Below are 25,931 nucleotides of genomic sequence, written 5' to 3'. Positions count from 1 at the left end.
GCGATCCATGATCCGTTCCGTCATACTGGCGCTTGCGGCGATGGTCCTGTTGGTCGTGCCATGCTTCGCGCAGGCCGTGGGCCACGTCCAGGTCAAGTTCGTGAAGGCGGCGCTCGTCGTGGGCGGCGGCGGTGGCAGCGGCACGTTGACCTACCGCGGGCGGCACTATCGGTTCATCGCGTCCGGCTTCAGCCTCGGCGTGACTGCCGGTGCGTCGGTGACCTGGCTGGAAGGTACCGCCTCAGGCATCAAGGACGTCAACGATTTCGCCGGCAGCTACACGCTGGTCGGAGCCGGTGGCGCATGGGCCGGTGGCGTGGGCGGGGTGAGCCTGCGAAATGAACAGGGCGTTGTGCTCATGCTCAAGGGACCGAAAGCAGGATTGGAATTCGCCGCCAATCTGGGCGGACTGACGATTTCGCTGCGGTGAACTCGCGCTCGATTCGTCCTGCCTCAGATGGGCCGAAGGTGGAAGGTGCCTCCGCCGAGCGACGATCAGCGTCCGGGGTGCGGCGCTGAGCGATGGATTGATCTATCTCAAGGCCAGGCCCGAGGGCTCAGGTTCAGCTTGCATTTGGCGGGCGGCGATACGTCATCCAGATAACCGGGAGGTGAAGGCATGTACCGGCATATTCTCATTCCGACAGATGGGTCGGAACTGGCGGAGCAAGGGGTGAAGCAGGGGTTGGCGCTGGCGAAATCCGTCGGAGCCAAAGTATCGGTCATCTTCGTCGTTGAGCCGCTCTCGGAAATAGGAGGGCGGTACCGTGATCTGCTCGCGAGATTTGCCGAGATACGCAAGGAAGAGGCCACGAGCGCGCTGGATCGCGCCGCACACGCGGCCAGGGAGGCCGGCGTTCCCTGCGAGACAAGCCAAGTCGAGAGCGGGCAACCTCATCAAGCCATCATCGCAGCAGCCGAGGACAAGGGTTGCGATCTCATCGTTATGTCATCGCACGGGCGCAGCGGACTCTCCAAGCTTCTCATCGGCAGTGTGACAAACAAGGTGCTGGCGCAAGCAAAGACTCCGGTCCTTGTCTGTCAGTGAGGGCGCAGATCGCCGGATAGAAATCACTGTGCACGGAGCTTGGGAGAAATCGAATGAACAAAATCACTGTGTGCCTGGGTCTTGCCGGCGCGGCGTTGTCGGGCCCGCTGCAAGCGCAGACGAGCGTCGATATGGCGCGGATAACTTGCTCGCAGTACCTCGCCATGTCCCCGGGCGATTCTTCCGTATTTTCTGCCTGGATGAGCGGCTGGTTCAATCAAAAGAAGGGATACGTCTTTGTCGATCTCAACGCGTATGCGCGAAATGTCGCAAGCGTGAAGGCGTGGTGCGCGACCAATCCCACTCAGACCGTGATGGCCGGCCTTGAGCGCTCTACGGCCGGCCAGTGATCAAACAGGGTTGGAAGATAACAATGAAACCATCGATTCTTGCAATTGCGACCGTTACGCTCCTCGCCACGAACGTCGTGGCCAAAGCGCAAGTCGTCGTCGATCTGTCTCTCATTACCTGCAAGCAGCTGCTGGAGGCCGACCAGGAAAGACAAACGCTGATCAGCTCCTGGATGTCGGGCTATTTCAGCGCATCGAAGAACTTGACCGTCGTCGATTTTCGCTACGTCGAGCGAAACGGCAAGGTAATCGGCAAGTACTGCAAGTCGCACAAGGCAGACACCGTAATGAATGCGATGCAAAGGAACTGGCGCTGATCATCGTTGTTGCGAACGCGCAGGCATCGGACGGCATCCTTGTCCTTCTCGGGTCGAGGGTGAAGCCGGCGATGCCTACGGTCGGCAGGCTCGTCGCGGTCCACTCGCGCTTCTGATCGAACCGCTTCTCCCTCAACTCGGGCTGCGGCGCCCGTATTTTTACGGTCCGCGCCCTTGACCAAGGTCAAGGCGCGGCCGCCGGCCAGATGGTGTGTCGCTAGGGCTGTTCGCTCTCGCCCGGTGTCGCGGTGTCGGCCATCTGGTATGTCACTTATGAAATTCGCCGACGTGGTCTGCTGGCTCGAAGGGCGCGCAGCCCTCGCGAGACCAGGACATTTGCAAGCGAATCGGACGCCAAGGCGTTCGCGCGATCAAAACTGGACGAAGGGCTGGTCGTGTTTGCCGGCACCATCAATCCGCACCTCCCCAGGCAATTGATCCCCTCGCAGAACATTGCCGATTGGCTCGTCGAACAGTGAGCCGGCTCGGCGCTGCCTCTCCGGCACGACGAGCTTCGTGCTGCACCGAAGTTGAAAGCAGAGCCTGAGCACGGTGTTTCGTTTGCCCTTGAGTGTTGCCATTTTGGCACGCGCTTATTCGTAACTCACATCTAGGCTTCGACCACCGTCCCGATTGGGCGAGCGCAAGGACTGCTTTTCTCGATTAACGCGAAGAGACCCGGAGATCATTCCATGAAGAGATTTTTGCTTTCTGTCGCCGCGATTGTCGGCATGGCCACGCCGGCGTTGTCGGCTGACATGGCCGTCAAGGCGGCGCCTGTGCCGGTCCCTCCGCCGGTCTACAACTGGACCGGCTTCTATATCGGTGCGAATGGCGGCTGGGGTGAGAGCCGCACCTGCTGGGATTTCATCCCCGCCCTCGGAGGTGTCGTGGCCGACGGGTGCAGCTCGCGCTCCGGTGGCGTTTTCGGCGGACAACTCGGCTATCGCTGGCAGGCAGGCCAGTTTGTGTTCGGCCTGGAAGGACAGGGTGATTGGGCGGACCTGAAGAGCTCGCGCCTCAGCCTGATCGATCCGAGGTTCTCGACGACAACGAAGACCGACGGACTGGGTCTGTTCACCGGCCAGCTCGGTTGGGCCTGGGATGCCGCGCTGTTCTACGTGAAGGGCGGTGCTGCGGTCACCAGCAATCGCTATGACATCTGGACCACGGTCGGGGGAATTGGGGTGGCGTCGGCGACGTCGACCCGTTGGGGCGGCACCGTCGGCGTGGGCTTCGAATACGGCTTCACTCCGAACTGGTCCGTCGGGCTCGAATATGACCGCCTTTTCATGGGCGATGCGAACAACACGTTCTCGGTCGTCAATCCCATCGTGGCCGGCGCTGCCAACCGGATCGGACAAGACGTGGATCTCTTGACGATACGCCTGAACTATCGGTTCGGCGGGCCGGTCGTCGCGAGATACTGATCTTCATGATCCCATGTAAATTGAGCCCCGGCACCATCGCCGGGGCTCTTCTTTTGCTTCAGCCCTGCCGGATCAGACGCTCGATGCGCGGCAAGCGCCGCTGTCAGCGCTTTGCGGCTCCGCCCTTCGCTGCTTCGTAGGCGTCGCGATAGCCTCTGGCGATCGTCCGAACGCCGCGTCCGATGTCGTCATAGACATCGTCAGCGAGGTTCGCGAGCGACACGCGAAGCGACCATTCGGGGGCATCGAATCCGCCGCCGTTCAACAGCACGATCCCGTGGGCTTCGGCCAGCCTGAACGCGAGGTCCAGCGGATGGACGTTCTTCTTGAGGTATTCAACCGCATCGTCGCCGATGTTCTTCCGGGCCCAGAACTCGAAATCGATCAGGGCGTAGTAGGCGTCGTAGTTCGGATTCGGGCTTAGCTTGTCGGCCAGCCCGAGGCCGTCGAGCATCGACCATAGGCGCTTGTTGACGATCTCCATGCAGGCCGCCTGATAGGCCTTTTTCACGTCCATCATCTCCGCGAGCGAGAACAGGCTCATCATCACCTGCTGCGGCAACGACAATCCCGCGGTGTGATTGAGCGCCACGTCGCGGCTGTCGGCGACGATGCGGTCGATCAGCTTGAGCTTGCGCGGTTCGAGCGTGAGCGGCCCGTAGCGCTTGTCGAGCGCCTTCACGGCGTCGTCCGGAAGCTTGGCGATCATCTTGTCGAAGATGTTGTCCTCGTTGATGGCGATAGCCCCCAGCCGCCATCCCGTGCAGCCGAAATACTTCGAATAGGAGTAGACGCCGATGGTGTTGTGCGGCAGCTCGCCGAGCAGCGAACGGAAGCCGTGCACGAAGGTGCCATAGACATCGTCGGTGAGGATCATCAGGTCGGGGCGCTTGGTCTTGACCAGATTGGCCAACTTGGCAACCGTCTCCTTGCTCAACGCCATCCCCGGAGGGTTGGACGGATTGACCACGAAGAAGGCCTTGATCTTCGGATCCTCCAGCTTCTTGATTTCCTCGTCGGTGAACTGGAATTTGTTCTCTTGCGGAGCCCTGATCTGAACGACCTTCAGGTCGTAGTCTTCCAGGTGCGTCATCTCGATGTAGGGCGTGAAAATTGGCGTCGCCAGCGCGATCGTATCGCCAGGCACCAGCAGCCGGTTGGCTTTCAGCGACTTGAACAGGTAGCACATCGCCGCCGTGCCGCCCTCGACCGCATAGATGTCGAACTTCCCGGCCGGCCGGGGCTCGCCGCAAACCGCCCACATCAGGTATTCGTGCACGATCTTCTCGTTGTGCACCAGCATGCGGTCCGGCACCGGGTAGTTGTCGCCGATGATCGAATCCACCAGCTCGTGGACGAAGGCGTCCGGGTCGAAGCCGAACTTCTTGACCGCAAACGGCAGCATCTCGGTCAGGAAGCTCGCGCCCGGCATGTCCTTGTGCTGTTTGAGCCAGGCCTCGAACCGGCCGGCGATGCCGTTTGCCTGGGGCATGCCGCCGATTCCCGCCGGATGCTCCATCACCCGCTTGCTCTCGGTGATGGCGAACTGTCCGAGCAGGAAGAAACCTTCGCGCGGCGTCGTCGCCACCCAGTTCGGATTGCCCCGCCCGGCGTTCAGGAAGGGCATCTGGCTCCGCTTCGAATTGCTCTTCGCGAGGTTGATCAGCTCGTCCTTGATCTCGAAGGGGCTCAGCGCCTCGAATTTCTTCAGGGTCAGTAGATCGGCCATTTGACACTCCCGGGGCGATGCAAGCTGTTGGAATGGAGGCGACAGGCTCTGTTGCCTGCGCAATCGCGCGCAGCATGATCGGCGGCCGGTGACGAGCCTTGATCTATGTCAACGGTCGCGCGCAGGCGATGCGATCGCTGCGACGGATTGCCGCTTACGATGCAATGTGCGCGGCACGCGCGTGGTGTCGGCAAGATCATGAAATCGCAAGGCTCTCGCAGCTGCGGTTGACATAGATCAACATCCTGCTCGCCAACCGCCATCTGATGTCGACCGATACGGTTGCTCGCCCTTTTCGGCCACCCCTGCACGAGATCGAAGCGGGCGCACGCCGAAGTCCCGGGACAGCATGAACGGGTGACATCATGATCGATTGGCTCTTCCAGACGCTCCGCACCTATCCCGAAATTGCGATCTTCCTCTCGCTGGCCCTGGGCTACTATTTCGGTTCCTTCACCTACAAGGGTCTTGGACTGGGCGCGGTCACCGCGACACTGGTCGCCGCTGTCATCATCGGCCAGATCGGAATCACCATATCAGGGCCGCTTAAGCCGTTCTTCTTTCTGATGTTCCTGTTTGCAATCGGTTACGGTGTCGGACCGCAATTCGTGCGCGGCATCGCGCAGGACGGCGTCCCGCAGGCCGTTTTCGCGGCGGTGGTCTGTGTCTTCTGTCTGCTGTCCGCGTATCTCGGCGCCAAGCTCGCCGGTTACGACGTCGGATCGGCCATCGGGCTCTATGCCGGCTCGCAGACGATTTCCGCGTCGATGGGCCTCGCAACCGACGCCATCAATCGCCTTGGTCTGCCCGCAGACGAAGCCAAGAAGCTGCTCGATGCCATGCCGGTCGCCTATGCCGTGACCTATATTTTCGGCACGGTTGGGTCGGCGATCGTGCTGGCGCTGCTCGGGCCCGCGCTGCTCGGGATCGATCTCGAGACCGCATGCAAGAAATACGAGGAGGAGCATGGCGGCAAGAAGGAGCTGGGCGGCCCGGGCACGGCTTGGCACCAGTTCGATTTGCGTGCCTACCGCGTCAGCGAGCGTGGGCCGGTCGTCGGCAAGACGGTCGAGCAGGCCGAGGCGCTGATTCCCGATCATCGCGTCTTCGTCCTCCGGCTTCGGCGGGGCGGAAAGATCGTGGAGGCAACCTCCGATGCCGTGATTCATGCCGGCGATGTCGTCGCCGTCGCCGGGCGCCGCGATGTGCTGGTGCAGCTGATCGGCGAACAGGCCGAGGAGGTTGACGACCGCGAGCTGCTGGCAGTTCCGATCGAGGGCGTCGATGTCTACGTGACCAGCAAGGACGTCGACGGCAAGACGCTGGAGCAGCTGGCGAAGGAGCCGGGCGCTCGCGGCGTATTCCTGCGCAGGATCGCCCGGGGCGCGATCGCGACCGAGATTCCGATCCTGCCGAACACCAAGATCAATCGGGGCGACATCCTCACCTTGGTCGGCCGCACGTCCGATGTCGCCGCCACCACGAAGCTGCTGGGCCGGCCGGATCGGGCGACAGACGTTGCCGACGTCGCGTTCATCGGCGCCGCCATCGCGATCGGCGCCCTGGTCGGCGCCTTCGTCTACAAGATCGGAAGCGTGCCGCTGACGCTGTCCACCTCTGGCGGCGCGCTGATATCCGGTTTGTTCTTCGGCTGGCTCCGGTCCGTGCATCCGACCTTCGGCCGCATCCCGTCACCCACCGTGTGGTTCATGAACTCGGTCGGCCTGAACGTCTTCATTGCCGTGGTCGGAATCTCCTCGGGCCCGGGATTTGTCGCCGGCCTGCAAAAGCTAGGCTTCAGCCTGTTCCTCTGGGGCGTCGTCGTGACCACCGTGCCGCTGATCCTGGCGATGTTTGTCGGCAAATACGTGTTCCGCTTCCACGACGCGATCCTGCTCGGATGCTGCTCCGGCGCGCGCACCACGACCGCCTCGCTGGGCATGATCAACGACCGCGCGAAGAGCCAGATTCCCGGTCTTGGCTACACCGTCACCTACGCGGTCGGAAACACGCTGCTGACGATCTGGGGCATGGTGCTGGTGATGATGATGACATAGCCGCGGCGCGGGACCGTGTTGAGACGATGTTGAGCTGGCTGGCGCAATTTCTCGTTCGTTATCCGGAGCTCGCGCTGTTCCTGGTGATCGCGGCGGGCTACTGGATCGGGAGCTTCAGGATCGGCGCTTTCAGCCTTGGCCCGGTGACGGGCGCGCTGTTCGCAGGACTCGCGGTCGGCGATTTCGCGCATGTACCCGTCTCAAGCATGACCAAATCGTTCCTGTTCCTGCTGTTCCTGTTCGGGGTCGGTTATTCGGTCGGTCCGCAATTCGTACTGGCGATGAAGCGCGACGGGCTGAAGCCGATGCTGATGGCCGTTGTCGTGAGCCTCACCGGCCTTGCGGCAGCGATCGTCGTGGCACGCGTGCTGCGGCTCGACCCCGGCTTTGCCGCCGGGCTCATGTCGGGCGCGCTCAGCCAGAGCGCTGCAATGGGTACGGCGACCGACGCGGTCAATTCCCTGCCAGTGTCCGAGGCACAGCGCGCGTTGTTTGTCTCGCACATCGCGGTGGCGGATGCGGTCTGCTACATCTTCGGCTATGCCGGCGTGATCACGTTCTGCACGATTGTCGTTCCGGCGCTGCTGAAGATCGATCTGAAGACGGAAGCGCTCAAGCTGGAACAGGCCTTGGGCATCACGCGCGCCAAGCCCGGCCTGGCGTCGGCCTGGCGCAAGTTTGAACTGCGCGCCTACCGGCTGGATGCTCACGCTGCGATCGTCGGACTGACAGTTGCGGCGGCCGAAGCTCGCGTGCCCGGGCAACGTGTATTCATCCACCGTATCCGTCGCGGCGAGCGCATCCTCGAGGCGGAGCCTGCAACGGTGCTCGCGGCAGGCGACGTGATCGCGCCGTCGGCGCCGCGCCAGATCATCGTCGAGCTGATCGAACCGCGCGGCGAAGAGGTCGAGGACCGGGAGCTCCTCGATATCCCACTGATCTCGGCAGACGTATTCCTGATCGACCCCAAGCTCTCCGGCACCAATCTCCAGCAGGCGTCGGAACAAGACTGGACGCGCGGCCTTTATCTGCGCTCGGTGAGCCGGGGCGATGAAGCGCTTCCGATCGCTGCCGGCACGGTTCTGGAGCGCGGCGATATGCTGCGTATCGTGGGTCCTGAAGCCGTGGTGCAGAATGCCGCCAGGAGCATCGGCGTCATCGTTGCGCCGAGTACCACGATCGATTTCGTGGTGCTCGGGCTCGCGATTTTCCTCGGCGGCCTGCTCGGCGTTCTCGTGAGTTTTTCGGTTGGCGGCGTCACGATCTCGCTGAGCACCAGCGTCGGTACGCTGCTCGCCGGACTTCTGGTCGGCTATCTCCGCACACGTCTGCCGTATTTCGGCCGGATCCCCGATGGCGCCATCAGCCTGATGACGTCACTCGGACTGGCTGCGTTCGTCGGCCTGACCGGGATTCATGCCGGGCCGATCTTCCTTTCCGCGATACGCGAGTCCGGCATCGGGCTGCTGCTGGGCGGCATGATCGTCACCCTGTTGCCGCAGATCGTCGGCTTCTGCTTCGGCCATTTCGTGTTGCGCATGAACCCGATCCTCTTGCTCGGTGCATTGACCGGAGCACAGACGGTCACGGCCGCGATGGCTGCCATTCAGGAGCGCTCGGGCAGCTCTGTGGTGGTGCTTGGCTACACGCCCGCCTATCCGATCTCCAATATTCTGCTGACAACCTGGGGATCGGTCATGGTCGTCGTCTTCGCTGGGTGACGGGGCAGGGACGGCCCGCGCTTACCTCGCCATTCAGAGTCGCGCACTAGCAAGCCTTCCCCGGGGTCCGGACTAGCGAATTCCACCCGCGGCTTCGTCAGATCACTACGCACACCGGAATCGGCGTTTGCAGCTCCCGCAACCAAAATCCGAACCAACCGGTTCCGATAAAATGGCCCGCATTTTGCGGGCCATTTTTGCTTTGGGAGACAATCGGGCCTCGTGTCGTCGACTGATTGGGCGCAGATCGCGGCGTTTCCGCAACGCGGGCCGCTCCCTAGAGCGTTTTCGAGCGAAGTGGATACCGGTTCGCGTGAAGAAAACGCGTCAAAACAAGAATCTAGAGCTTCGGTTCTGATTCAATCAGAACCGAAAATGCTCTAGACGATGAAATGGAATTCGTGCCACGCACTCCAGCTGATGCCATCGCTGGCGCGAACCCAGAGGTCGTCAGGCACGGTGCCGCCCTGGAATGTCGTGCTGGCAATTTGAGCCGCGCTGACGTTGATGGCGATGCCGGTGGGCTGCGCAGTCCCGCCAATGCTCCAGTGGCCGCTGCTTGCCGACGGCGTCGAATCCCAGAGTTGGTATTGTGCCATACTGTCGCCATCGGCATCCGTGACTGAAAACAGGCTCAATGCGGCCACGCTCTGATTGGCCGTCGCGTGGAAGTCGGACGCCGTCACGACGGGAGCGCTGTCAACCGGCGCGGTGACGTGAAATTCCTTCCAGGCCCCCCAGGCAAAGCCGTCGTAAGCCCTCACCCAGAGATCGTCCGAACCCGAGCCGCTTTGAAAGCTTGTGCTCGAGAGCTGAGCTGCCGTGACATTGATGGCGGCATTGGTGCCTTGGGCGACTCCCCCGACCACCCAGTGCCCGCTGCTCGCATCCGCCGTCGAATCCCACACCTGATAGTTCGTGATGGTGTCCGCAACGATACGATCACCCAGTACGCCTTCTGGGATACCGGAGGAAACGGCCATTGGGTTGTGAATGGCGTCGCCCAGGCCGCCAACACCGAGATCGATGTGAGCGCGGCGAACCTGTCACAGGTGAGCTACGTCTTCGGACCCGGTGGCTCGCCATCGGATACGCTCTGGGTGCGGGCCAATGACGGCAGCATGTGGAGTTCCTGGAAGAGCTTCACGGCCACCGCAACGAACCAGGCGCCGACGGTCTCGGTCTCGAACGTCACGACTGTCTCGGGGCAGGTCTTCGCAGCTTCGAGCCTGGTCAGCGCGACGGACGCGGATGGCGATACCATAACGAAATATGCGTTGTGGGATTCCAACACGAACGGGCGCTGGAACGTCAACGGCGTGAACCAGTCTGCGAATACGGAGATCGACGTCACTTCGGCACAACTTGCCCAGACGACCTATCAGGCCGGCTCCGGCACCGACCAACTCTGGATCCGGGCGTATGATGGCAGCGCGTGGGGTGTCTGGCAGCCTTTCAACGTAACGGGAGAGAGCCCCAGCAGCGCCACCATCGCAGCGGGAACCACCCTGGAATTGACGGGGGCTTCGAACGCCGCCGTTACGTTCCTGGGCAGCACGGGGACGCTGAAGCTCGACAATTCCGCGAGCTTCACCGGAACCGTCGCCGGGATGACCGGTTCGGACGCGATCGATTTCGCGAACATCAATTTCGCGACCGTTCAGACGCCGACCTTCAGCGGTGACAGCACGCACGGAACGCTCACGGTGACGGACGGCACTGTCACCGCCAGTATTGCGCTGCTGGGCAACTACATGGCCTCCACGTTCACGGCCTCGAGCGACGGCCATGGCGGTACCTCGGTTGTCGATCCGCCGGCGATGCAAGTCAGTCAGCTTGCGCAGCCGCAGCATGCGTAAGGGCTTGAGATAGGGCGGCTGTGGAGGGCCTGTTACGGGCCCTCCGCAACCAAAATCGATCAACCGGCAAAGATGAAAAGGCCCGCCTCCTGGCGGGCCTTTTTCTTGTCTTGCAACGCTTCCGTGATGCCGCGCAACACCGAACGCCTGGTTGCCCGGCGCCTGATCACGGCGACGAGTTGCTGCAAGCCGCCTCCGTCGCCACGTCGTCCACATTCGGGTCGGCCGCGGCCGTGGCCCAGGCGAGCTCGACCAGGGTCACGATCCGCCGGCCGGCACCGTCGAGCTGGCAGACGATCAGGCCTTGTTCCTCGATATAGGTCAGAAGATGCCGGGCGCGGCGCAGCGAATGCGTGCCGTAGGCGCGAGCGATCGCGGCATCGCTCGGGCAAGGCCAGCCCTCCTTCGCGGCGCGGGCGATCATCATGAATACGCCCTGCATGTCCTCGGGCAGGAGCGAAGCACGCAGCGAGACATCCTGCCAGACATCGTCCTCCGCCATCTCGGTGCCGAGCCCGGCGCGGGCGCGCGTCAGCATCCGGCGGAAATCGGTCAGCTCCGGCACAACGGCACCGAGACCCTCGATCCGGCAGCGGACCACGAACTCCTGATAGAGCACGCCGATGGCGCGGAAGCCGGCGTCGGGCTCGGCGAGGATGGCGCGCAGGATACGGTCCAGCCGCTCACGCCGCTCGGCCAATTGCTCGGCGCTCGGCGGTGGCTCCGCAGCTTCGGGATCTGGCTCCGGTGCCGGCTGTTTGGCGGCCATCAACTGGCTGAGCAGATCCGGCGACGGCGCCCGGCGCTGCGGCCGCACCGTTTCCGGCGGCGGAGCGGCCAGGATGATCGCGCGTGCGTCCTCCAGTGCCGCTTCAGGCAGCGGCATCAGCCGCGGCGCCGCGTTGCGCGGCTGGGTGTCGGTCGGACCGATGCGCAGGCCCAGCGGACGGCGGGACAGCGCAGGTCCCAGCGCCATGAATTGCCCGCGCTCGAGGTCGCGAAAGGCTTCCGCCTGCCGTCGTTCCATGCCGAGCAGGTCGGCGGCGCGCGCCATGTCGATATCAAGGAAGGTGCGGCCCATCAGGAAGTTTGACGCCTCGGCCGCGACATTCTTGGCGAGCTTCGCCAGCCGCTGGGTGGCGATGATCCCGGCTAGCCCGCGCTTGCGGCCGCGGCACATCAAATTGGTCATCGCGCCGAGCGAAAGCTTGCGCGCCTCGTCGGACACCTCGCCCGCGACCGCCGGCGCGAACAGCTGCGCCTCGTCCACCACCACCAGCATCGGATACCAGTGGTCGCGGGCGACGTCGAACAGCCCGCCGAGGAAGGCTGCGGCGCGCCGCATCTGGTTCTCGGCGTCGAGCCCTTCGAGATTGAGCACCGTAGAGACGCGATGGATGCGCACGCGCTCGCCGGCGACCTGCAGGCTGCGCTCGGTGTGGTCCTCGGCGTCGATGACGAGGTGGCCGAATCGTTCGGCCAGGGTGACGAAATCACCTTCGGGATCGATAATGGTCTGCTGCACCCAGGGAGCGCTCTGTTCCAGCAGCCGGCGCAGCAGATGGGATTTGCCGGAACCCGAATTGCCCTGCACCAGGAGGCGTGTCGCCAATAGCTCCTCGAGGTCGATGGCCGCCGAAGCGCCGGCCGTCGTTTGTCCCATCTCGATCGCTACGGTCATGTCCCGACTCAAATTGTCCTTGCGGAGAGGCGGCTTAACAAGCTGATCGCGCCGCGTCGAGCGAACCGCACCATCATCCCCAGGCACGGCCGGGAGGCGGATAATGCTGATGCTCGCTTGACGAGATGGAGATTGATCGAGCCACTACAACGTGTTTAGCTTGCGTGTCTGATGTAGATTTTTTCGAACAAGTTCCTGCTCAGCTGCGCGATCCGGCCCGGTTCGGACCCGCTCCCATTCAATCAGCCCGTCGAACTCGATGTCTGAGTTCAACTACGACGCATTCATTTCCTACCGCCGCTCCGACGGAATTGCCGTTGCACGGTGGCTCAGGCGCACGCTTGTCGGCTTTCGCCTTCCCGCAGTGCTGCGCGGCGCCTATGCGAAGAAGTTGCGTGTCTATCTCGATACGGCCTATGAGCGCGGCACCAGCGACTTCTACCAGCAAAGCATCAAGCCGGCGCTGCTTTCCTCGCGATACCTGATCGTGGTGGCGACGCCGGATGCGATGCGGCGGCCGGGCGGCGCCGAAGACTGGATCGAGCGCGAGATCAGGGATTTCACCGCTAGTCCTGGCGCCGGCAATGTCATCGTGGCGAGGGGCGCAGGCGACTTCGACGGCCCGCTGCCCGGAGGCTTGAAGGAAACCTTCCCGAACATCGAGATCGTCGATCTGAGAGGCGCGGGACCATTGTGGTTCCTGAGCTTCTCGCGGGTGGTCCGCCTGAGCGCGGAAAAGCTGAAGATCGTCGCGCCCCTGCTCAACATACCGCCGGAGGAGATGCCCCGGCTGCGGCAAGAAGAGGAGAGGCGGCAGCAGACGCAGTTGGGCGCGGTCGCGGGCGCAACCCTGGGAACGCTTGTCGCCGTGGGTGGTCTTAGCGTGCTGACCTTGATCAATCAGTACAAGGCCATCCGCGCCAACGATGACAGCATGTTCGCGGCTTCCAGCATGATTGGCGAGGCGGCCAATCTGAGAGCCGACGATGCCGACACCTTGCGGACACGCCGGCTCATCATCGGCCGCGGTTGCGATCTGCTCGACAAGGCGGATCAAGGGACAGCGAGCGATCCTCCGATCAACGGGATCGTGACCTGTCGGCTCGAGCGCGGCGCCCACCGTGAAGCGCTTCACGAAGACAAGGAGGCGCGGAAGGAATTCGGCGACGCCATCGAGCGCGCGGCGCTCAGTCATCAGGGCCGCGCACGCGTCGACGCGGCGCTGGCGCTCCTGCAGGCCCGGCAAGCCTATGCCGAATATCTGGTGCGGCAAAAGGATAAGGACGGCGCCGGCCGCGCATTTGCCGATCTGCTCGATGACAGCAGGCGGCTCGGCAAGGAGCATGATGGGCGCGCTCAGTTCATCCGGTTCGAGGCAGAGGCGCTGGGCCAGACGGGCGACCTGCACGTCGCCGCAAATCGCCGTCAGGAGGCGGCGGACAGCTACGACGCAGGTGCCGACGCGTTGAAGCGCTTGCTCGACGCCCGCAAGTCCGACGGTCGTATCGAGGATTATCAGATCGTCGGATGGCGGGTGCGTCTGTTCCGGCTGGCGGGTCAGCAATATGCCGCGCTGGACCGGCTCGATCCCGCGGCCGAGCAGTTCAAGCTTGCGGTCGGTGCCGGCTCATCCGGTGACGGCAAGCCCGCGGACGCATCTGTCGCGTACGAGGTGGCGATCGTGCAGGCATACCTTGTCCTGGTTGAGCGCAAGCGCGGAAATACCGCCGCTGCCGCAGATGCCAAACAGGCGGCCCTCAACACCATCGATGCGGTCGCCGGCTCCAAGGCGGGAGCCGGCCTCAAGCAGCGTGCGGCCGATCTCAAGCGCTGGATCGAGCAGCAGGGGAGCTGACGATGGATATCCCCGGCAGCGCGCGCCTTGTCACCGCAATGCTGGCATCGTTTGTGGTGAGCGCGGTCGTGCTCGGTGGCGCCGGATATTCAGCGTCGCGTATCCTGGTCGCGCCGCAGCGAGACGTCTTCCGGGCCGCGGCGTTCGACATGGAGCTGGCACACGGCTGGTGGTGCGAACAAGACGACACTGAGTTCGTCTGCTCCCCGCCCGGCAAGCCTCCCCGTGCGGCAATCGCGATCATCGCCATGAAGGAACGCAACGAGCAAGACAATCTGCAGACCTACGAAGACTATCTGAAGCAGCGGCAACGGATCGGCGACGAAGGCACGGGCAAGCTGTCCGACATCCGGTTTGTAAAGCGCAACGTGATCGGTTCGCACCAATGGGTCGAGGCGCTGCATTCCGGCTCCGAACTGGCAAACTTCGACACCTACTATCTCGCCACGAATACATCCGAGCTCGGCATTCTCGTCACCTTGTCGGTCCACAAGGATTACGCCGATAAATATGTTGCCGAGCTCAAGCAGATGATTGAAACGCTCAAGATCTATCAAAGGTGAAACGTTCCCGGACACATGCCGAAACACGCGCGCGCGGCGTGGCGTGGCGTGCGCATTGGCAGATGCCGCCGTGAACCACGCCGGGAATGCTCTATCTCTGGGCGGCGAAGCTGCGCAAGGCGCCGGCGCGTCCGCCGGTTGCAACGGCGCAGCCGCCGCGCGTTCGTCCTAGGGCAACACACGTTCGCGCTCTCGCGGTGACGCCGATGTGATCGGCGTCGCTATTCTTGTGCCGGATACCTCCGTCCCGTTTGCCGGAGATGTCCCGTCGCGCAAACCTCGGCATAGTCCGCGCACAAAAGAAACGTGCGAGGGAACATGACTGAGAGTACCGTCGATACACTTGCGCCGTCGGTCGCGGCGCCTGGTGCAGTGTCACCGCGAAAAGTGTTTTGGGCGACCTGGTTCGGCTGGATGCTCGATGGCTTCGATTCCTCGATGTACGCCTACATCCTGGTCGGCGCGCTGAGCGAATTGCTGCCGGCCAGCGGCATCGAGCCGAGCAAGGCCAATATCGGCATCTATGGCGGGCTGTTGTTCTCGATCTTCATGCTGGGTTGGGCCTGCTCGATGGTCTGGGGCTGGGCCGCGGACCGTTACGGGCGGGTCCGGATCATGTGCTGGACGGTGCTGGTCTACTCGCTGTTCACGGCGCTGTGCGGGCTTGCGACCGGGATCGTGATGTTCGCATTGTTTCGCTTTGTTGCCGGCTTCGGCATCGGCGGCGAATGGGCCGCGGGCACGCCGCTGCTGCAGGAATCCGTGCCCGAGAATACGCGGGTGCGGCTCGCCGGATGGCTGCACACGGCGACGCCGACCGGGCTGTTCCTCGCCGCCGCCGTGACGCTTGCGATCGGCAGCACGCTCGGCTGGCGCGGCATGTTCCTGCTCGGCATTCTGCCCGCGCTCCTGATCGCGTATCTGCGCAGCAACATTCCCGAACCCGAGCGAAGCGCCGCGCGCGAGCAGCCGTCGGTCGCGGCCTTGTTTGCCGGCGACCAGGCGCGCACCACCTGGGCCGCGGCGCTGATGATGGCCTGCATCATCTTCGGCCTGTGGTCGTCGAACTTCTGGGCCCCGACCGTGATTTCGACCAAGCTGGTCGCCGCGGGCGCGACGCCGGCGCATGCGCAGGAGATGGGCGCGGTGGCCGGGCTGATCACCAATGTCGGCACGCTGATCGGCTGCCTCCTTGTGCCATGGCTCACTACCTGGCTCGGCAGCCGGCGCCGCACCGCGGTGCTGTTCTTCATCGGCGGGCTGATCTCCGTCGTGGTCTCCTATGAGGTCGCGATCGAATGGCTCGACAGCCTGACGCTGTTCATGGTGCTGCTGCCGGTGCTCGGCTTCTTCACCAATGGCGTGTTCGGCCTGTTCACGATCTGGCTGCCGGAGATGTTTCCTTCGGCGCTGCGCGGCTCGGGCTCCGGCTTCGCCTTCAGCATGGGCCGTGTGCTCGGCGCCGCCGGCCCGACCCTGATCGGCGCACTCGCCGCCCGCACCGGCAGCTTCCCGCTGGCGATTTCGATGCTGTCGCTGATCTATGTGGTCGGCCTGCCGCTGATCGCCCTGGCGCCGGAGACGGCCGGCAAGCCGCTGGCGAAATAGCACGCTACTTTGCGCGTTGAGCCCGGCTTCGGCCGCGCGCCGTCGCGTCAAGCGGTGGCTTACTCCGCCGGCTTCGCGGTCGCTGGCGTCTGCGCGGCTACGGGTGCCTTCGCGGGCGCCTTGTCGACCTTCTTCGACCAGGAGCGGTAGTAGGCGAGTGCGGTCATCAGCACGATGCCGACAATGCTGACCGCGATCTGCATCCATATGCTGCCGGAGACCTCGACCAGCAGCACATGCGCGATGACCGCGAGGAAAACGCCGGTGCAGAACACTTCGAGCGACTGCTGGCCGCATTTTAGCATCGGCTGGAAGATCGGCCATTCATATCCGGGCCATTCGCGCGGCAGGAAGCGGGTGACGAAGAAGGCGAGGACGATGAAGTGCAGGACGCGATAGGGCGCGAGGTTGGTCTTGTCGTTCGGATTGAAGGCGTCATAGAGCCAGGCCGGCATCGCCTGTCCGAGCTCCGGGAAGCGGCCCGCCAAGGTCATGATCAGTGCGAACAGCAGATAGGCGCCGCCGAGCCAAAGGAAGGCGCGCGAGCGGATGAATGTGATCGATTCACTCGCGCCGCCGAGCGCGAACCAGCCGCCGAACACGAACAGGAACTGCCAGCAGAACGGATTGAAATACCATGAGCCGGACGGATAGGCCGGCAGGTTCCAGCCGAATTGCCGCGCCGCGAGATAGAGCAGGAACGAGGCCAGCAGCGTCAGATTGAGCTTGCGCAGCATCGCCCACAGCACCAGCGGATAGCACAGCATCAGCGCGATGTAGAGCGGCAGCACGTCCATGTTGACCGGCTTGAACGCCAGGATCAGGCCCTGATAGAGCGTCTCGGCCGGATTGTGCATGAAGCCCGCGACGTTGAATTCATTCTGCAGGTTGGGGTCGTGATAGCGCTGGGAGAGATAGCCGATCTCGGCAACGTAGATCACGAACAGCAGGACATGCGCGACATAGATCTGCCAGGCGCGCTTGATCAGGCGGGTGGCGCCGATCACGGTGCCGCGCTCGAGCATCATGCGCGCATAGACGAAGGATGCGGTGTAGCCGGAGATGAACACGAACAGATCGGCCGCGTCGCTGAAGCCGAAATTCTTCTGCGTGATCCAGTTCACCGCGTTGTTCGGAATGTGATCGAGATAGATCGCCCAGTTGGCGAAACCGCGCAGCAGATCCAGGCGATAGTCGCGGCCACGGGGCGGCAGAACAGCCTTGACGTCCATCGGTTCGCTCCCATCCCAGTGCCCGCATGTCCGGTCGCGGGTCGCCCTCCGCGTCATACTAGAACAGGATTTCGACGGCTGTGTATTGGTTTTCGGAAAAGGTGGCAGGCAACACTGCCGAACCACGATGAATTTGGATCAAATCGTTCGCGCCGCGAACCGGCGCAGCTAACGCTGCACGAACCCGTTATGCAGCGTGGTGAATAGCGCCTTGCCCTTCTTCACCAGATCGTATTTGCGGCCGTAGAGCAGCCAGACCGCGGTGAGGTGGCACATCCCGCCCATCATCAGCGACATCGCGGTGTAGGGATCGAGGTTGCGGCGATAGGTGCCGGCACGGCTCGCCTGCCTGATCAGCTGCACATAGCGCAGCGCGTATCTGTCGACCGCCTTCTTGATCCGCGGCTCGGCGGCAAGCACGCTCGGCCAGATCTCGAGGAAGAACACCCGGCCCCAGCTCGGGTTGTCCTTGATGTACTGGAAGTTGGTCAGGAAGATGATGCGGAGCTGCTCGACGGGATCGCCACCCTTGGCCAGCAGCGGCTCGGTCTTCTGATACAGCGCCTCGAAATTGCCCTCGGGCACATCGAGCACCAGCGCGCGCTTGTCCTCGAAATAATCGTAGATGCTGGAGAGCGGCACTTTCGCCGCGGCGGCGATCTCGGTGAGCGAGGTGCCGTCGATGCCTTTTTGGCCGAACAGCTTGGTGGCCGCCGTGAGGATCTGCTCGCGCCGGTCGCGGCTGCGTTGCTGCTTGAGCTTGAGTGTCGTCCCCGAAGCCACTTTCGTCTCCACGCGTCCGGGAAAAAACAGTAAGGCAGCGGGACCGGAACACAAGCGCTATTGCAACGGGATACAGCGTAGGATTGCCATCACACCGGCGTGTTCCGCCGTTCATGGTGACGGAATGCATCGCGGGCAATGATCTGACGCATGATCTCGGAGGTGCCGTCCAGAATGCGGACCACCCGTGTTTCCCGCCAGATGCGCTCGATCGGCAGGTCCTTGGAATAACCGGCACCACCGAACAGCTGCGCTGCACCATGTCGGCGCCGGTAAATTTGGAGAGCGCCGCCGCGGCGGTGCGGGCGGCGGCATCGCCCTGGTCGTAACGCCAGGCCGCCTCATAGGCGACAAGGCGCGCGGCATGCAGCGAACTCGCCATGTCGGCGATCTGCCACTCGATGCCCTGATGGTCGCGCAGCTTGCGTCCGAATGCCTCGCGCTCCGAGACATGGTCGAGGGCGTAGTCCAGCAGCTGGCTCGCCGCGCCGACGCAATAGGCGCCCCAATGGGTGCGCCCGGCATCCAGGCACCGCATCGCGATGGCGAATCCTTCGCCCTCCTGTCCCAGCAGATTCTCGCGCGGAACACGGCAATCCTCGAAGGTCACTTCGGCGTGCTCCGAGCCGCGTCCGGCGGCCATCTCGACCAGGCGGCCGATGGCAAGGCCCGGCGTCTTTGCGTCGACGACAAAGGCCGCGATGCCCTTGGCGCCGGCGGACGGATCGAGCGTGGCGAACACCGTGAAAACGCCGGCCGCGGGCGCATTGGTGATGTACGTCTTGCGGCCGTCGAGCACGTAATGATCGCCGTCCCGCCGCGCCCGGGTCTGGATCCGGGCGGCATCGGATCCGGCATTCGGCTCGGTCAGTGCGAACGCGCCGATCACCCGTCCGCTGGCGAGCTCCGGCAGCCATCGGTCGCGAACCGCCGGCAGCGCGAAGAACTCGATCGCCTTTGAGCCGATGTGAACGTTGACCCCGCTCAGATAGTAGAAGGCGGTGTGCGCCTTCGCGAGCTCCTCGATCGCGATGCAGCTGCCCAGCATCGAGAGCCCGAGGCCGCCGAATTGCTTCGGCGTGTTGGTGCCGAACAATCCCATCCTGCGCAGGCCGGCCATGGCGCTGTCCGGCACCTCGCCGGTCGCCTCGATGGCGGCATCGTGCGGCTGCAGCTCGCTACGCACGAATTCGCGCACCCGGCCCTGCAGAACGCGGAGATCGTCGGGAAGCTCAAAATGCATGACGCACCAAAAGTCGAATAATCTTCGAAAAATGTTGCGCCGCCTCCCGGCAGATGTCAAGGTTTTGCGGAAGTTCCGGAGAACACGCATGCTCGCAGGCTTGATGCAGCAGGTCCCGCTCACCCTCAATCTGGTGAGGGAACGGGTCGCGGATCTCTATCCGAACAAGACCGTGACGACGCGGTATTGCGACCGCATCCACGTCATTGGCTACGCGGAGATGCTCGGACGCCGAGCCGGCTCGCCAACTTCCTCGCCGGGATCGGCATCGAGCGCGGCAAACGCGTCGCCACGCTGGCCTGGAACTCGCACCGTCACCTCGAGCTTTATCTCGCCGTGCCCTGCATGGGCGCGGTGCTGCACACCATCAATGCGCGCCTGCACGCGCTGGATATTGCAAGACTGCTCGCCCATGCAGAGGATCGGGTGCTGTTCGTCGATCGTTCGATCTGGCGAACCGTCGGAACGGAGATCGATCTGCGCAACGCGTTTGGAGCTCACTAAACACTTCAACCCGGCTTCCGACCATCGCATCTTCCGCCGCAACTTTGTCCACTTGTTACGGGACAAAACCACGAGTTGTGGACTGGCGACCTGTCGCTTTGGGGAGAAGATCATGCCACGTTCGTTTCAATCCAATTATTCCGTTCGGCTCTTCCTCGGCCTCGCTGCAGCCCTCACGATCGGGCTTGCCTCGCCGGTATCAGCACAACAGGCCACCGGCACCACGCTGGCCCGTGTGCTCGTGCTCGGTACCGGCGGCACCATCGCGGGGCAGGCCAATGCCCGCGCCGGCAACGCCTATGATTCAGGCAAGGTCAGCGCGGCAAACCTGATCGCGGCGATTCCGGGCATCGACAAGCTCTCCCAGATCTCGGCCGAGCAGATCTCGTCGATTGGCTCGCAGGACATGAACGACAAGGTCTGGTTCGACCTCGTCAAGCGCATCCGCACCGCGATCGACAACAAGGAGGTCGACGGTGTCGTCATCACGCACGGCACCGACACCATGGAGGAGACAGCGTTCTTCCTGCAAAACGTGCTGGATACCGACATCCCTGTGGTGGTGGTTGGATCGATGCGGCCCTCGACCGCGATCGGCGCCGATGGCCCGGCCAATCTTTACGAGGCGATGCGGGTCGCCTCCGCGCCGGAATCCCGCGGCCGCGGCGTGCTCGTGGTGCTCAATGACACCGTCCATGCCGCGCGCTGGGTGCAGAAGACCAATACCACCAGCGTCGAGACCTTCCGCTCGCCCGACGCTGGGCCGGTCGGCTATGTCGACACCGGCGCGCTGCGCTTCCTGCAGCCGGCTGTTCCGGCCAAGGGTGCGAAGCTGAAATTGCCGGATGCGCCGCCATTGCCGCGGGTCGACATCATCTATTCGCACGCCAACATGGACGCCGCTGAGGTCGAGGATGCGGTCAAGCGCGGCGCCAAGGGCATCGTACTGGCCGGCGTCGGCGACGGCAATTCATCGAAGGGCGCGATCGATGCGCTGGCCGCCGCGGCGAAGCAAGGCGTCGTGGTAGTGCGTTCGACCCGGGTCGGCTCAGGCTTGGTGAACCGCAACGTCGAGGTCGAGGACGACAAGCTCGGCTTTGCGGTCTCGCTCGATCTCAACCCGCAGAAGGCGCGCGTGTTGCTTGAGCTCCTGATCGCGAACGGCATCACCGAGCCGTCGGCGGTTCAACAGGCGTTCGCGCGGTAGACCGGCGGTTTTGAGGCGCCGCCGGCGGGCCTCGGCTCCGGTAGCGTCTGCGTCGTCTTATTCGCCGCGCGCCGCGCCGCGAGTAGCAGGGCGCGCGCCCCCGCGATGCGCGACATCACGGTGGTGACGGGGACGCCGGTGACCTCGGCGATCTCCTTGTAGGACAGATCGATCATTTCGCGCAGGGCGATGACTTCGCCGAGCGGGGTGGGCAGGTCGTCGACCAGTTGCCGGATTGTTGCGCCGTCACGCCGTTCTGGCGTTGCATTTTCGCCGGCGAGCTTCGGGCCAAGTCTCTCCTGGCAGACGGCTTTGAGGATCGCGAGCAGCCATGGCCTGACGGCCGGGCCGCGAAAGCTGTCGAACTCACGCGATGCGCGCAGATAACAGTCCTGCACGGCCAGTTCGGCGTCCGCCTCGGTCCGCATCAGCACTTGGGCGAACGCATAGGCATCGTCGAGACACGGCAGCGCCGCGTCGCGAAACTGCTGCGCCGTTTTATTCCCGGCTTTCGCACTTCGCATCATAGGGTTGCATCTCGTGAATAGCTTTACCGGCAATCGGCGCAGTGGTATCAGGCTCCTCGCCGGAGTCGTGGACCGTCGCGCCAAGCGTAGGGACAGGAACGACGTGCGCACACGACATGCGCATATCGGGCAGCAAGCGATCGATCATGCCGCCTCTTGATCGATCGGGCGTTCGGAGCACGGATCATGTCCGAGACACAGGTGACCAACCGGTTCTCGATCTTCCATCACGGGCTGGCGAAAGGGCCGGCCTATGAGGCATGGCGCGAAGGGATTTGCCGCGGCTTCTGCCGGCTCGACGTCGGACCGACCGACGACAACCGCATCGACTGCCACAACGAGTTCACGCTGCTGCATTCGGTCGCCATCGCGACGCCACGCGGCGGCTCGGCCCGCTTCGCCCGCACCCGCGCGCTTCTGAATGACGGCTGCGACGACCTTGTCCTGATCTTCGCGACGCGGGGCACGGTGCAAGTCACGCAGGCAGACAAGGCGATTGAGCTTCAGCGCGGCCAGATGTGCCTCACCGAGATGAATATCGTCGGCACGGCCGATCTCACCCGGTCGGGCAGCTTTACGACGACGCGGTTTCCGCGGCGCCTGCTGCTCCAGATCGCACCCTCGGCGGAGACGCGGCTGGCGCGCCCGCTCGGGCGTGATCCGGCTTTGAGCGCGATGATCGAGCGCTATTCCGCGCTCTGCACCGAGCTTGCCGGCGATCTGGACGTGCCCGGCCAGCAGGCGGCGGCGCATCATCTCGTCGACTTGGTCGGTCTCGTGCTCGGCAACAGCGCCGAGACGAAGGAACTGGCGGCGCGGGACGGCGTGGCGAAGGCGCGGCTCGATCTGATGAAGGCCGATGTCCTGAAGAATCTCGACAACGGCAACCTGACGATCGAGGCCGTTGCAAAGGCGAATGCGCTCAGCACCCGCCAGGCGCAACGCCTGTTCGCGTCCGCAGGAACGACATTCTCGGAGTTCGTCCTCGATCAGCGCCTGCTGCTGGCGCGCCGGTTGCTGCTGCACGAAGAGGGCGCCGGCCGCAAGGTCAGCGACATCGCCTACACCGCTGGCTTCAACGACCTGTCCTATTTCCATCGCACGTTCCGCCGGAAGTTCGGCATAGCGCCAGCGGAGATGCAGATGGAACTGGGTCGCAAGCATTGAACACCTGCTGTCGTGGCGCTAGATCAGCAGACCGGCTTCATCGAAACGAGGGCGCTGCCAATGCCTCTGTGGACCTGCGAACAATGCGGCGCGCAATTTCCTGAAACCGCAGCGCCGCCGCCGGCTTGCCCGATCTGCGAGGACGAGCGGCAATATGTGAACTGGAAGGGGCAGGCGTGGCTGACGCGCGAGGAACTCGCACAGCGCCACAAGCTGGTCTGGCGCGACGATCTCGGTCTCGTCGGGATCGCGCTCGAACCGTCCTTTGCAATCGGGCAGCGCGCGCTGCTGGTGCCGGACCGCGGCGGCTGCGTGATGTGGGACTGCGTGCCGCTGGCGACGGCGGAGGCGATCGCGCATGTCAGATCGCTCGGCGGGCTGAAGGCGATCGCGGTCTCGCATCCGCATTATTATGGCGCGGTGGCCGACTGGAGCGCGGCGTTCGACAATGCTCCGGTCTATCTGCACGGCGACGACGCGCAATGGGTGACGCGGCCCTATCCGTCGATCGTGCCGTGGCAGGGCGACAGCCATCGCATCTCCGACGACATCCTGCTGGTGCGCGGCGGCGGGCATTTCGCCGGCGCCACCATGCTGCATTGGCGCAAGGGCGCCGACGGGCGCGGCGCGCTCTTGACCGGGGATATCGCGATGGTGGCGATGGACCGCCGCTCGGTCAGCTTCATGTATTCTTACCCGAACTATATCCCGCTCAATGCACCGGCGGTCCGCCGCGTCGCGCGGGCGGTCGAGCCGCTGGCCTATGATCGGATCTATGGCGCCTGGTGGGGCAAGAACATCGCCTCCGATGCCAAGGCGGCGTTCGAACGTTCGGTGCAGCGCTATATCGCGGCGATCTCGGACTGACGGTTCCGGCCGCTTTTGGCAATCTTGCCACGCGGCGCGATCGCGCTATATCAGGGCTTTCCCGCCACTTACCGATTGTCCGAGTTTCCGCATGACCACAACTGCCGCTGCCGAATCCCAGCCGTTCCAGGCCGAGGTTGCCGAATTGCTGCACCTGATGGTGCATTCGGTCTATTCCGAGACCGATATCTTCCTGCGCGAGTTGATCTCGAACGCGTCGGACGCCTGCGACAAGCTGCGCTACGAGGCGATCGCCAATCCGTCCCTGATCACGGACGGCACGCCGCCGGAGATCAGGATCGTCCCGAGCAAGGCGGCCGACACGCTTGCCGTGGTCGATACCGGCATCGGCATGGAGCGCCAGGAGCTGATCGACAATCTCGGCACCATCGCGCGCTCCGGCACCAGATCGTTCCTGTCGAAGCTTACCGAGGCCAAGGACGGCGCCAATCTGATCGGCCAGTTCGGCGTCGGCTTCTATGCCGCCTTCATGGTCGCCGAGAAGATCGTCGTCACCAGCCGCCGCGCCGGCTCGGGCGAGGTGTGGGTGTGGACGTCGGAAGGCGGCAGCGGCTTCGAGATCGCACCGGCGAGCGAGGAGGCCGCCCAGCGCGTCGCGCGCGGCACCGAGATCGTGCTGCATCTGAAGAAGGACGCCGCCAAGTATCTCGAGGCCTACGAGATCGAGCGCATTGTCCGCGAATATTCCGACAACATCCAGTTTCCGATCCTCCTGGTGCCGGAAGAGGGCGAGCCGCGCCAGATCAACTCGGCGAGCGCGCTGTGGCAGCGCTCGAAATCGGAGCTCAAGCCGGAGGATTACGCGCAGGCCTACAAGCAGATCGCCGGTGCCTTCGACGAGCCGGCGATGACGCTGCATTACCGCGCCGAGGGCCGGCAGTCCTACGCCGTGCTGCTGTTCGCGCCGTCGCAAAAGCCGTTCGACCTGTTTCAGGTCGAGCGCAAGGGCAAGGTCAAGCTCTATGTCCGCCGCGTCTTCATCGCCGACGACGCCGAGCTGCTGCCGGCTTACTTGCGCTTCATCCGCGGCGTGATCGACAGCGAGGATCTGCCGCTCAACATCTCGCGCGAGATGCTGCAGAACAATCCGCAGCTCGCGCAGATCCGCAAGGCCGTGACCGGCCGCGTGATCGGCGAATTGGAGACGCTCGGCGAGAAGGAGCCGGAGACCTTTGCAAAGATCTGGGACGCGTTCGGCCCGGTGATCAAGGAAGGCCTGTGGGAGGACTTCGAGCGCCGCGACAAGCTCCTGGCGCTGGCGCGCTTCACCACGACGTCGGGCGAGAACCGCTCGCTGAAGCAGGTTGTCGACGACTTCAAGCCGAACCAGACCGAGATCTATTATCTGGTCGGCGACAGCGTCGAGCGGCTGAAGTCGAACCCGAAGCTGGAATCGGCGCGCGCCCGCGGCATCGAGGTGCTGCTCCTGACCGATCCGGTCGATGCGTTCTGGACGTCGGCGCCGCTCGATTCCGGCGGCAAGCCGCTGAAGTCGCTGAGCCAGGGCGATGTCGATTTCGGCCTGATCCCGCTTGCCGACGACAAGGACGACAAGAAGGACGAACCTGCGGCCGACGCCGCGACCACGATCGCCGTGATCAAGGATGCGCTCGGCGAGCGCGTCTCCGACGTCCGCGCCTCGCAGCGGCTGACCGCGAGCGCGTCGTGCCTCGTTGCCGGCGGCGATGCGCGCGACCGCGCGCTGGAGCGGCTGCTCGCCCAGCAGAGCCGCGGCGCGATCACCAAGCCGGTGCTCGAGATCAATTTGCGCCACCCGCTGGTCGCGGCGCTCGCGACCGATACCGCGCAGGCGAAAGACCTGTCGCTGCTGCTGTTCGAGCAGGCGCAGATCCTCGACGGCGAGATGCCCGACGACCCCGCCGCGTTCGCTGGTCGCATGAACCAGCTCGTGCTGCGTGGATTAGGGAAGTAGGCAGCTCGTAGCCCGGATGGAGCGAAGCGTAATCCGGGACAGATCCATCCGTGGATAGCGCGGCCCCGGATTTCGCTGCGCTCCATCCGGGCTACGCATTCCTAAAACTGGCAGGCTGACTGCGCCGCATTCCGGCGCTTGACACGCCATGGTTCATTCATGTTATGTTATAACATAACATCAAGCGAATGCCCTATGTCCCGCCGCCGCCCATCCCTCCAGCAACTGT

General features: G+C 63.9%; 25 protein-coding genes and 1 pseudogene. 17 read left to right on the top strand and 9 right to left on the bottom strand.

What is annotated here, in order from left to right:
* Positions 1-7 precede the first annotated feature (7 nt).
* The 6 genes from ACE10X_RS38190 (at position 8) to ACE10X_RS38165 (ending at position 3,145) form a co-directional block, all read left to right on the top strand.
* Complete coding sequence (locus tag ACE10X_RS38190) at positions 8-430, top strand: hypothetical protein (RefSeq protein ID WP_038385240.1); 423 nt, start codon at positions 8-10, stop codon at positions 428-430.
* A gap of 189 nt (positions 431-619) precedes the next feature.
* Complete coding sequence (locus ACE10X_RS38185) at positions 620-1,048, top strand: universal stress protein (RefSeq protein WP_038385239.1); 429 nt, start codon at positions 620-622, stop codon at positions 1,046-1,048.
* Positions 1,049-1,101: 53 nt separating this feature from the next.
* A complete protein-coding gene (locus ACE10X_RS38180) occupies positions 1,102-1,398 on the top strand; it encodes an HdeA/HdeB family chaperone (RefSeq protein WP_038385238.1) in 297 nt (98 codons plus the stop codon).
* Positions 1,399-1,421: 23 nt separating this feature from the next.
* Positions 1,422-1,715 (top strand): HdeA/HdeB family chaperone, encoded by a 294-nt coding sequence (locus ACE10X_RS38175; RefSeq protein ID WP_038385237.1) that lies wholly within the window; start codon positions 1,422-1,424, stop codon positions 1,713-1,715.
* 248 nt (positions 1,716-1,963) lie between these two features.
* On the top strand, positions 1,964-2,194 hold the full coding sequence (locus tag ACE10X_RS38170; protein ID WP_038385236.1) for a hypothetical protein: 231 nt from the start codon (positions 1,964-1,966) through the stop codon (positions 2,192-2,194).
* A 213-nt stretch (positions 2,195-2,407) separates the two neighbouring features.
* Entirely contained in the window at positions 2,408-3,145 is a 738-nt protein-coding gene (locus ACE10X_RS38165; RefSeq protein WP_038385235.1) for an outer membrane protein, read from the top strand.
* 103 nt (positions 3,146-3,248) lie between these two features.
* On the opposite strand, the gene aspD is transcribed toward ACE10X_RS38165, so the two are convergent.
* Positions 3,249-4,874 (bottom strand): aspartate 4-decarboxylase, encoded by a 1,626-nt coding sequence (gene aspD, locus ACE10X_RS38160; protein ID WP_038385234.1) that lies wholly within the window; start codon positions 4,872-4,874, stop codon positions 3,249-3,251.
* 365 nt (positions 4,875-5,239) lie between these two features.
* Between aspD and aspT (ACE10X_RS38155) the strand changes: the two genes are divergently transcribed.
* Complete coding sequence (aspT, locus tag ACE10X_RS38155) at positions 5,240-6,931, top strand: aspartate-alanine antiporter (protein WP_038385233.1); 1,692 nt, start codon at positions 5,240-5,242, stop codon at positions 6,929-6,931.
* A gap of 26 nt (positions 6,932-6,957) precedes the next feature.
* Positions 6,958-8,652, top strand: coding sequence for an aspartate-alanine antiporter (aspT, locus tag ACE10X_RS38150; protein ID WP_375763667.1), 1,695 nt, complete (start codon positions 6,958-6,960; stop codon positions 8,650-8,652).
* Positions 8,653-9,032: 380 nt separating this feature from the next.
* Here aspT (ACE10X_RS38150) and ACE10X_RS38145 read toward each other — a convergent pair whose 3' ends face one another.
* Positions 9,033-9,635: a hypothetical protein gene (locus tag ACE10X_RS38145; protein ID WP_038385231.1), complete on the bottom strand. Its 603-nt coding sequence runs from the start codon at positions 9,633-9,635 to the stop codon at positions 9,033-9,035.
* A 6-nt stretch (positions 9,636-9,641) separates the two neighbouring features.
* On the opposite strand from ACE10X_RS38145, the gene ACE10X_RS38140 reads away from it, so the two are divergent.
* On the top strand, positions 9,642-10,511 hold the full coding sequence (locus tag ACE10X_RS38140; RefSeq protein ID WP_038385230.1) for a hypothetical protein: 870 nt from the start codon (positions 9,642-9,644) through the stop codon (positions 10,509-10,511).
* A gap of 59 nt (positions 10,512-10,570) precedes the next feature.
* Here ACE10X_RS38140 and ACE10X_RS38135 read toward each other — a convergent pair whose 3' ends face one another.
* The 3 genes from ACE10X_RS38135 to ACE10X_RS38125 form a co-directional block, all read right to left on the bottom strand.
* Positions 10,571-10,699, bottom strand: coding sequence for a hypothetical protein (locus ACE10X_RS38135; RefSeq protein WP_276325862.1), 129 nt, complete (start codon positions 10,697-10,699; stop codon positions 10,571-10,573).
* Complete coding sequence (locus tag ACE10X_RS38130) at positions 10,678-12,192, bottom strand: ATP-binding protein (RefSeq protein ID WP_038385229.1); 1,515 nt, start codon at positions 12,190-12,192, stop codon at positions 10,678-10,680. Before ACE10X_RS38130 ends, ACE10X_RS38135 begins: the two co-directional genes overlap by 22 nt.
* 438 nt (positions 12,193-12,630) lie before the next feature.
* The gene (locus tag ACE10X_RS38125; protein ID WP_276325861.1) at positions 12,631-12,756 is read right to left on the bottom strand and encodes a hypothetical protein; all 126 of its coding nucleotides are present in this window, start codon (positions 12,754-12,756) and stop codon (positions 12,631-12,633) included.
* A 73-nt stretch (positions 12,757-12,829) separates the two neighbouring features.
* Between ACE10X_RS38125 and ACE10X_RS38120 the strand changes: the two genes are divergently transcribed.
* The 3 genes from ACE10X_RS38120 to ACE10X_RS38110 all read left to right on the top strand — a co-directional run bounded on the left by ACE10X_RS38120 (position 12,830) and on the right by ACE10X_RS38110 (position 16,218).
* Positions 12,830-14,047 carry a hypothetical protein gene (locus tag ACE10X_RS38120; RefSeq protein ID WP_244435816.1) on the top strand — a complete coding sequence of 406 codons (1,218 nt, stop codon included), beginning with the start codon at positions 12,830-12,832 and terminating at the stop codon, positions 14,045-14,047.
* A 2-nt stretch (positions 14,048-14,049) separates the two neighbouring features.
* On the top strand, positions 14,050-14,610 hold the full coding sequence (locus ACE10X_RS38115) for a hypothetical protein (RefSeq protein ID WP_038385227.1): 561 nt from the start codon (positions 14,050-14,052) through the stop codon (positions 14,608-14,610).
* Positions 14,611-14,928: 318 nt separating this feature from the next.
* Complete coding sequence (locus ACE10X_RS38110; RefSeq protein ID WP_038385226.1) at positions 14,929-16,218, top strand: MFS transporter; 1,290 nt, start codon at positions 14,929-14,931, stop codon at positions 16,216-16,218.
* A gap of 59 nt (positions 16,219-16,277) precedes the next feature.
* On the opposite strand, the gene ACE10X_RS38105 is transcribed toward ACE10X_RS38110, so the two are convergent.
* The 3 genes and pseudogenes from ACE10X_RS38105 to ACE10X_RS38095 all read right to left on the bottom strand — a co-directional run bounded on the left by ACE10X_RS38105 (position 16,278) and on the right by ACE10X_RS38095 (position 19,476).
* The gene (locus tag ACE10X_RS38105; RefSeq protein ID WP_038385225.1) at positions 16,278-17,450 is read right to left on the bottom strand and encodes an OpgC domain-containing protein; all 1,173 of its coding nucleotides are present in this window, start codon (positions 17,448-17,450) and stop codon (positions 16,278-16,280) included.
* Positions 17,451-17,618: 168 nt separating this feature from the next.
* Positions 17,619-18,233 carry a TetR/AcrR family transcriptional regulator gene (locus ACE10X_RS38100; RefSeq protein ID WP_051003028.1) on the bottom strand — a complete coding sequence of 205 codons (615 nt, stop codon included), beginning with the start codon at positions 18,231-18,233 and terminating at the stop codon, positions 17,619-17,621.
* An 89-nt stretch (positions 18,234-18,322) separates the two neighbouring features.
* Positions 18,323-19,476 (bottom strand): annotated as a pseudogene (locus ACE10X_RS38095) (acyl-CoA dehydrogenase family protein).
* A gap of 186 nt (positions 19,477-19,662) precedes the next feature.
* On the opposite strand from ACE10X_RS38095, the gene ACE10X_RS38090 reads away from it, so the two are divergent.
* Positions 19,663-19,980, top strand: coding sequence for an AMP-binding protein (locus tag ACE10X_RS38090; protein WP_038385223.1), 318 nt, complete (start codon positions 19,663-19,665; stop codon positions 19,978-19,980).
* Between the two features lie 112 nt (positions 19,981-20,092).
* Positions 20,093-21,187: an asparaginase gene (locus ACE10X_RS38085; RefSeq protein ID WP_193375420.1), complete on the top strand. Its 1,095-nt coding sequence runs from the start codon at positions 20,093-20,095 to the stop codon at positions 21,185-21,187.
* On the opposite strand, the gene ACE10X_RS38080 is transcribed toward ACE10X_RS38085, so the two are convergent.
* Positions 21,166-21,714: a sigma factor-like helix-turn-helix DNA-binding protein gene (locus ACE10X_RS38080; RefSeq protein WP_038385222.1), complete on the bottom strand. Its 549-nt coding sequence runs from the start codon at positions 21,712-21,714 to the stop codon at positions 21,166-21,168. The genes ACE10X_RS38085 and ACE10X_RS38080 overlap by 22 nt on opposite strands.
* Before the next feature lie 186 nt (positions 21,715-21,900).
* On the opposite strand from ACE10X_RS38080, the gene ACE10X_RS38075 reads away from it, so the two are divergent.
* From ACE10X_RS38075 to htpG, 3 genes are all read left to right on the top strand, one after another.
* A complete protein-coding gene (locus tag ACE10X_RS38075) occupies positions 21,901-22,881 on the top strand; it encodes an AraC family transcriptional regulator (RefSeq protein ID WP_375763666.1) in 981 nt (326 codons plus the stop codon).
* Positions 22,882-22,941: 60 nt separating this feature from the next.
* On the top strand, positions 22,942-23,748 hold the full coding sequence (locus ACE10X_RS38070; RefSeq protein WP_038385260.1) for an MBL fold metallo-hydrolase: 807 nt from the start codon (positions 22,942-22,944) through the stop codon (positions 23,746-23,748).
* Between the two features lie 91 nt (positions 23,749-23,839).
* Positions 23,840-25,702, top strand: coding sequence for a molecular chaperone HtpG (gene htpG / locus ACE10X_RS38065; protein ID WP_375763665.1), 1,863 nt, complete (start codon positions 23,840-23,842; stop codon positions 25,700-25,702).
* The last annotated feature ends 229 nt before the right edge of the window (positions 25,703-25,931 follow it).

This window comes from Bradyrhizobium sp. Pha-3 (genome assembly GCF_042258325.1).
Classification (GTDB): Bacteria; Pseudomonadota; Alphaproteobacteria; order Rhizobiales; family Xanthobacteraceae; genus Bradyrhizobium; species Bradyrhizobium elkanii.
Note: the sequence above shows the minus strand (reverse complement) of the source record. Positions and strands in the feature narration are given on the sequence as shown.

Coding starts and splice junctions, on each gene's coding strand:
- ACE10X_RS38190 (WP_038385240.1), top strand. CDS start 8: ATGATCCGTTCCGTCATACTGGCGCTTGCGGCGATGGTCCTGTTGGTC.
- aspT (WP_375763667.1), top strand. CDS start 6,958: ATGTTGAGCTGGCTGGCGCAATTTCTCGTTCGTTATCCGGAGCTCGCG.
- ACE10X_RS38075 (WP_375763666.1), top strand. CDS start 21,901: ATGTCCGAGACACAGGTGACCAACCGGTTCTCGATCTTCCATCACGGG.
- ACE10X_RS38130 (WP_038385229.1), bottom strand. CDS start 12,192: ATGACCGTAGCGATCGAGATGGGACAAACGACGGCCGGCGCTTCGGCG.
- ACE10X_RS38175 (WP_038385237.1), top strand. CDS start 1,422: ATGAAACCATCGATTCTTGCAATTGCGACCGTTACGCTCCTCGCCACG.
- ACE10X_RS38165 (WP_038385235.1), top strand. CDS start 2,408: ATGAAGAGATTTTTGCTTTCTGTCGCCGCGATTGTCGGCATGGCCACG.
- ACE10X_RS38145 (WP_038385231.1), bottom strand. CDS start 9,635: ATGGCCGTTTCCTCCGGTATCCCAGAAGGCGTACTGGGTGATCGTATC.
- aspT (WP_038385233.1), top strand. CDS start 5,240: ATGATCGATTGGCTCTTCCAGACGCTCCGCACCTATCCCGAAATTGCG.
- htpG (WP_375763665.1), top strand. CDS start 23,840: ATGACCACAACTGCCGCTGCCGAATCCCAGCCGTTCCAGGCCGAGGTT.
- ACE10X_RS38105 (WP_038385225.1), bottom strand. CDS start 17,450: ATGGACGTCAAGGCTGTTCTGCCGCCCCGTGGCCGCGACTATCGCCTG.
- ACE10X_RS38085 (WP_193375420.1), top strand. CDS start 20,093: ATGCCACGTTCGTTTCAATCCAATTATTCCGTTCGGCTCTTCCTCGGC.
- ACE10X_RS38180 (WP_038385238.1), top strand. CDS start 1,102: ATGAACAAAATCACTGTGTGCCTGGGTCTTGCCGGCGCGGCGTTGTCG.
- ACE10X_RS38070 (WP_038385260.1), top strand. CDS start 22,942: ATGCCTCTGTGGACCTGCGAACAATGCGGCGCGCAATTTCCTGAAACC.
- ACE10X_RS38080 (WP_038385222.1), bottom strand. CDS start 21,714: ATGATGCGAAGTGCGAAAGCCGGGAATAAAACGGCGCAGCAGTTTCGC.
- ACE10X_RS38110 (WP_038385226.1), top strand. CDS start 14,929: ATGACTGAGAGTACCGTCGATACACTTGCGCCGTCGGTCGCGGCGCCT.
- ACE10X_RS38115 (WP_038385227.1), top strand. CDS start 14,050: ATGGATATCCCCGGCAGCGCGCGCCTTGTCACCGCAATGCTGGCATCG.
- aspD (WP_038385234.1), bottom strand. CDS start 4,874: ATGGCCGATCTACTGACCCTGAAGAAATTCGAGGCGCTGAGCCCCTTC.
- ACE10X_RS38185 (WP_038385239.1), top strand. CDS start 620: ATGTACCGGCATATTCTCATTCCGACAGATGGGTCGGAACTGGCGGAG.